We start from the raw sequence: 6,000 nt of genomic DNA, 5'->3' as shown, positions 1-6,000 counted from the left end.
TTAGACATCATGGTCGCGCTGCTTGCGAAGCGGCCGGTCTCCGCTGACGTAGGTTGCAAGCGAGCTTGCCGAGCTACATGCTGGAGACCGTGGTCACTACCAGCAAGGAAAGGAGACCGGCCATGCAAGAGATTAGCAAGATCCACGTGGGTTTGGACGTTCACAAGGACAGCATTGCCGTTGCAGTGGCTGAGCCCGGGCGAGCGGCAGCCAAGGTGATCGGCACGATCAGGCACGACGTTCCCAAGCTGCTGAAGTTGCTCGTCAAACTAGGCAACACCGAAGCCGTGCATGTGGTCTATGAGGCAGGTCCCACTGGTTGGGGCCTGCAGCGTGCCTTGACGGCCAAGGGTTACAGCTGCGAGGTCATTGCGCCGTCGAAGATGCCTCGACGTCCCGGAGACCGCATCAAGACCGACCGGCGCGACTGCGCGCAATTGGCCGAGTGCTCGCGTGCGGGACAACTGCGCGCGGTGTGGGTGCCTCGACCTGAGGACGAAGCCATTCGAGACCTGGCACGCGCCCGCGAAGATGCGCTGAACGACCGGCGCCAATTGCGCCAACAGCTCAAGGCCCTGCTGTTGCGCCACGACGTGCGCTTCCCGGGCAAGACCTCCTGGACGCAGGCGCACCATGCATGGCTCGGGAAGCTGAACTTCTCCGAGGTGGCAACGCAGGCAGCATTTATGGACTACTGGATGGCTGTGCAGGCTAGCGATGAACGCCTCAAGCGCCTGAGCTCAGCACTGCTCGAGTACGTCAAGAATTGGCGCTTTGCGCCACAGGTATCGGCGCTGCAGGCGCTGCGAGGCATCGACGTGACCTGCGCCATCGCACTGGTGGCCGAGATCGGGGACTTCAGCCGCTTCGATCATCCGCGCAAGCTCATGGGTTACCTGGGTCTGGTGCCCTCGGAACGCTCCAGCGGTGAGCGCACTGCACGAGGCAGTATCACCAAGACTGGCAACGCGCATGCGAGAAGGATGCTGAGCGAGGCGGCGTGGAGCTACCGCTTCAAGCCACGATTGGGTGAGCGTGCACGTCGGCGCCAGGAAGGCTTGAGCCAGCAGCTGTGCGCTATTGGCTGGACGGCGCAGCTACGCCTGACGCAGCGCTTCGCAAAGCTCGACGCCCGTGGAGTGCACAGGAACAAGGTGTGTGTGGCCGTGGCGCGTGAACTCACCGGCTTCGTGTGGGCAGTTGCTCAGGCGGCGGACACCCCATTGCAGGCAACACAAGGAGGCACGACATGAGCGAGATCGATTCGGTGATGCGACCCACGCACCCGGCAGGGCAACCCTCGTAATGGCTGCATAGGCTCCGAAAGGATGATCCACGACTTTTAGAGCGAGGCAGGCCCGCGACGGATCGATGAAGTGCCGGTAGCCAATCCGCGGATATGAGCATGATTCATCGTCGCTTGCGCGCTCGGGTCGCATCACCCGATCGATCTCATATGAGAAAAACTTAAATCCTCTTCGTTGACGGCAGCGACCATATGAGCCATTTGGTGTGCTCTCTTCCAAAGTTGTTGCACGTCATGTGGTTAGACGGTCAGGGTGTTTGCGCGCCCTGGCCGTCGCCTTTTGTGCCTCACGTTCGCACCAGTGCACCAAGGAGCACCGGCAACCCGCCGTGAGGTGGGCGGTTCATCAGGTCAGTGGGTCAACTGCGGGGGAGCTCCTTTCACGATCGGTGGTCGTCGCCCACCAGGAGGGGCGTCTTGCGACAGGGGCATTCACTTTAGAGAAGCGAAGCCGCGCAAGAGAAAAGATTTCGTCGAGAAATTCTCGAATTGGCGAGATATCTGCCGGGGCGCTGCGGCGGGACACAAAGCTCTGACAGTTGGAGGCTGAAGGCATCCTCGTTCGCTGGTCAACACGGCCCTAGGTCACTATCGTCGCGGGCATGAGCAAACTGGAATGGATTGAAGTGCCCGGCGCATCGCTTGCTGTCGAGCACCAGGCAGACGCCAGCGCCACCGGCATGCCTGTTCTCTTTCTGCACGCCAACGTTGCGGACCGGCGCATGTGGCACGGTCAATGGAGCGCACTGGCGCCGGCGCACCCGGTAGCGAGCTACGACCGGCGGGGCTTCGGCGATTCGCGCACGCTGCACCCCACGCCTCATTCCAATGTGGCCGATCTCTGGGCGGTGATGGATTCGCTGGGCTACCGCAAGGCTGTGCTGGTCGGCTGCTCGCTGGGAGGCCGTGTTGCCATCGATGCTGCATTGGCGCGGCCCGACCGGGTGAGCGGGCTCGTCGTTGTTGCACCGGGCGTGAGCGGCGCGCCCGCCCCGCAGCATGGCGAGCCGGTGAAGGCGATCATGGACGCGATCACCGCTGCCGAAGCGCTGGGCGATCTGGAAGCGAAGAACGAGCTTCGCGCGCGCCTGTGGCTGGACGGCCCCTCGAGCCCGGAAGGGCGAGTCAGAGGCGACGCTCGCCAACTCTTCCTGTCGATGAACGACAAGGCCCTGCGGGCCGCCAACCCCGGTGCGGCAACCGAGGAGCCTTCAGCCTGGGAACGCGTGGAAGCGATCCAGGCACGCACGCTCGTGCTGTGGGGCGATCTCGACCTTCCGCTTCTGCAGGAGCGATGCAGCGAGCTGGCGCAGCGCATACCCGGGGCCAAGAGCTTCGTGCTTCAGGGCACTGCGCACCTGCCTGCGCTCGAGGCGCCACGGCAGTTCAACTCGGTTCTGCAGCGGTATCTCGAAGGCTTGTGAACGGCTGGTCTGCAGGTGCTATCGAGACAGGGCCAGAGACCATGCGCTGTTCCCCCCGGTCGCGACCGTCGGCACGGCCATGGGAGTCAGAGCCCCCGTATTCGCATCGATGGTGTAGGCAGAGATGTCTTTGGAATTGGTGTTCGTGACGTAGGCAAAGCGGCCCGTGGGGTCCAGGGCGATGGCGCCGGGCGAAACCCGTGCGGCCACCTTCGGAATGGTCATCGGCGTCAAGGTGCCGGTGCTGGAGTCGATGTTGTAGGCCGAGACAGTGCCTTCGATCGTATTCGCCACATAGGCAAAGCGGCCGGTGGAATCCACGGCGACAGCTCGGGGAAGCGTACCGGTGGCGGACGTTGCCAACGGAGTCAGGACGCCGGAGCCTGCATCGATGGAATAGGCCGACACGGTGTTGTCGCCCGAGTTCGTCACGTACACGAACCGGCCCAGGGGATCCAGGGCAATTGCGCTGGGGGAGTTCCCTGTGGTCGCCGTCGGCACTGGCAGCGGGCTCAAGGCACCTGAGTTTTCATCGATGGAGAAGGCCGACACGGTGTTGTTGCCTTGATTCGTCACGTAGGCAAAACGGCCCATGGAGTCCAGGGCAATGGCGCTGGGAATGAACCCCACTGCCACCTGCGGCACGGCCATCGGGGTCAGGTTGCCGGTGCCGGCATCGATGACGTAGCCCGACACCCTGTCGATACCCTGATTCACCACGTAGACAAAGCGGCCCGTGGGGTCCGCGACGATGGACAGGGGCGCAGAACCTGTGGCAACGGTTGCGACCGGAGTCAGGAAGCCGGTGCCTGCGCCAATGGAGTAGGCCCCCACGGTGTTGTCGCCTCGATTCGCCACGTAGGCAAAGCGGCCCGCGGGGTCCGCGACGATGCCGCTTGGGGTGCTCCCTGTGCCCAACATGGGCGCGGCCATCGATCCCAACACGCCGGTGCTGGTGTCGACGGTGTAGGGAAAGAGGTTGTTGGACCCTGCATTCGTCGCATAGGCGTAGCGCACCGGGGGCGCGGCACAGACCACGTCCACGTTGACGACGGCCGTATTCGCCACAGTGCCGGTGCCATTGCTGACGGTGCAGACTCTGGTCAGGATTCTGGACTGGCTCTTGACTGTGACCGCATAGCCCGCGCCGCTGGCCAGTTGGGTGGCGAAGCTGAAGCTGCCGTTGGCTGCGATGCTCAGGTCGTCGCCAGCGTTGTTCTGCAGCACCAGGCCCGTGCCCAGCAAGCCACTGACCGTGCCGCTCACCTTGTAGGTGGGCGCAGGGCCTGTGGGCGGGGGTACGGGTGACGGTGCTTCAGGCGATGAGGAAGGAGCCGGAGCGGGTGCCGGGGCAGTCGTTGCCACCGGGAAGGCCGGAACAAAGCCACCGCCGTTTCCACCCCCACCGCAGGCGGCCACGCCGACGATCAACAAGCTGCCCAGCGCGGCACGGCTCACGCGGGCCGGCCGAGAACTCCACAAGGACTGCACGCTATCCACCGACATGGGCAAAAAGCACCGGCGCTGATTGAAAGAGCCACGAGACGGGAGAGGTGCGAACATGTATGTGATCTGCTTGGAACGCCGGAACTTGCACGAGGCGTTTCCAAGTGTGTCGAGCCTCCACCAATTGCGCCATACCCGAAAACTGGTAGACGGCCCTCGAATAGGAGCCGGCCTGCCTTGGTGAAATGCTTGGATGGGTCTATTTGTAGTGGAGCAGCGAATTCAAGGCCGCATCGCATTTGGCCCTGACTTCAAATATTGCCTGCGTCTGGGTTTTCGTTTTCTTCTTCTGCCTGACGAAAGAAATTGCGGCATGCATTGCGGCCTGGTATCGGGCCAGGAACTCCTCGGACTCGTTCTCGGGCGGCGATGCCATGTAGGCGCAGAACTCCGGATCTGCGATGAATCTGTCGAGCGGTGTTGGCGGTGTTGCTGTTGCCGACGACGCAATCGAAGTCCAGAAAAGTCCGCCGCACAGGATCACCGTTCTATTGATCATTCACCACCGCCTAGAAGAAGCAGCCCAGCTGCAAGATTTCGCGAGGAATGCTATTTGACGTGTGTCGGCGAGGGCAAACAAATAGTCCTTATGGGGTGCATAACGACTCTTGATCGAGCCTCCATCGCGGCTCATTTCAGTGGTCTTTGGCTCACGTAAACTGATCTTTCATGGATCAGCAGCCTGCTGCCGGGGAAGAAAGACAAATGCAACGGGACGACCAATCAACCCCGGCACCACGCCCAGGTGCAGATGACGAGCTTGCGGATTGCAAAGGCATGCTCAGGGGCCGCTTGCTCGCGCCCGAGTTGCTGCGCGCTTTGGTCGCGGTGGTCGAGTGCAACGGCTACACGCCCGCGGCCCGCTACCTGCATCGCACTCAGGCCGCGATCAGCCAGCAGATCGCGCGTCTGGAAGACTGCATCGGCTTCGACCTGTTCGAGCAGCCCAAGCGTCAACTGCAGCTGACGGAACAAGGCAAGGTGCTGCTCGACTACGCGCGTCGCCTGCTGGCCCTGAACAACGAGGCCATGGAAAAGCTGCGGCCCGGAGTCGTCAGCGGCAAAGTCCGGATGGGCGCGACGAACTTCTACGCCACCAGGGTGCTTCCTTCGCTGCTGGCCGAGTTCTCCGAGATCTATCCGGCCATTCACATCGACCTGCAAGTCGGCGTGGCAGACGAGATGCAGCGAAAGCTCGGGCCTGCGTTCGATCTCACGATCAACGCCTTCCGCGGAGGCGAAGGAAACGGCGTGCTGCTGCGCAAGGACCCGGTGGTCTGGGCGGTTTCGAGGAAGGCGGCGCCACACCTCAAGCACCCCGTCCCGCTGGCGTTGCTTCCGCAGGGCTCGCTTCTCAGGCGATGGGCGGAAGAGACGCTGACGGCCTCCGGCAAGCGCTGGGTGGTCTTGCAGGAGAGTTCGAGCGTGGAAGTGCTGAGGGCTTCCGTGCTGGCCGGCCTGGCAGTCGGCGTTTTTCAGGAAGCGACGATCAGCGAGGCGGCCGAACTACGCAGCCTGGGACCGGACGATGGCTTTCCCGCACTGCCCTCTTCCGAAATGTGGCTGGAGCGAGCGGATCGTGAATTGCCACGAGCGGCTAAGTGCCTTTACGAGTTCTTGCTGGAGCAGTTGCCTCGATGGGAGTAGCCGGGCTTCTCCCCCACCTCCTCGGACCAACCGTTGCTGTCGCCATGACAGCACCACAGCAGCGAGTTCAGCTGTGCCCGTAAGGCCTGCACGTCGGACTTGAATGACGCTCGCTTT

At 62.9% G+C, this 6,000-nt stretch carries 5 protein-coding genes; 3 read left to right on the top strand and 2 right to left on the bottom strand.

Translation table 11 applies throughout. The annotated features are described in order from the left end of the window. The first annotated feature begins 122 nt into the window (after positions 1-122). Entirely contained in the window at positions 123-1,253 is a 1,131-nt protein-coding gene (locus tag G369_RS0116175; RefSeq protein WP_020723097.1) for an IS110 family RNA-guided transposase, read from the top strand. A 655-nt stretch (positions 1,254-1,908) separates the two neighbouring features. Further along, positions 1,909-2,730 (top strand): alpha/beta fold hydrolase, encoded by an 822-nt coding sequence (locus G369_RS0116170; RefSeq protein ID WP_019655057.1) that lies wholly within the window; start codon positions 1,909-1,911, stop codon positions 2,728-2,730. Positions 2,731-2,748: 18 nt separating this feature from the next. On the opposite strand, the gene G369_RS35855 is transcribed toward G369_RS0116170, so the two are convergent. Next, on the bottom strand, positions 2,749-3,996 hold the full coding sequence (locus G369_RS35855; protein ID WP_157773701.1) for a lactonase family protein: 1,248 nt from the start codon (positions 3,994-3,996) through the stop codon (positions 2,749-2,751). A 439-nt stretch (positions 3,997-4,435) separates the two neighbouring features. Next, positions 4,436-4,735, bottom strand: coding sequence for a hypothetical protein (locus tag G369_RS38590; RefSeq protein WP_157773700.1), 300 nt, complete (start codon positions 4,733-4,735; stop codon positions 4,436-4,438). A gap of 206 nt (positions 4,736-4,941) precedes the next feature. Here G369_RS38590 and G369_RS0116155 point away from each other — a divergent pair, with 206 nt between their 5' ends. Next, the gene (locus tag G369_RS0116155; RefSeq protein WP_244164326.1) at positions 4,942-5,883 is read left to right on the top strand and encodes a LysR substrate-binding domain-containing protein; all 942 of its coding nucleotides are present in this window, start codon (positions 4,942-4,944) and stop codon (positions 5,881-5,883) included. The last annotated feature ends 117 nt before the right edge of the window (positions 5,884-6,000 follow it).

This window comes from Variovorax atrisoli 110B (genome assembly GCF_000382045.1).
In the GTDB taxonomy this organism is placed as follows: Bacteria; Pseudomonadota; Gammaproteobacteria; order Burkholderiales; family Burkholderiaceae_C; genus Variovorax; species Variovorax atrisoli.
Note: the sequence above shows the minus strand (reverse complement) of the source record. Positions and strands in the feature narration are given on the sequence as shown.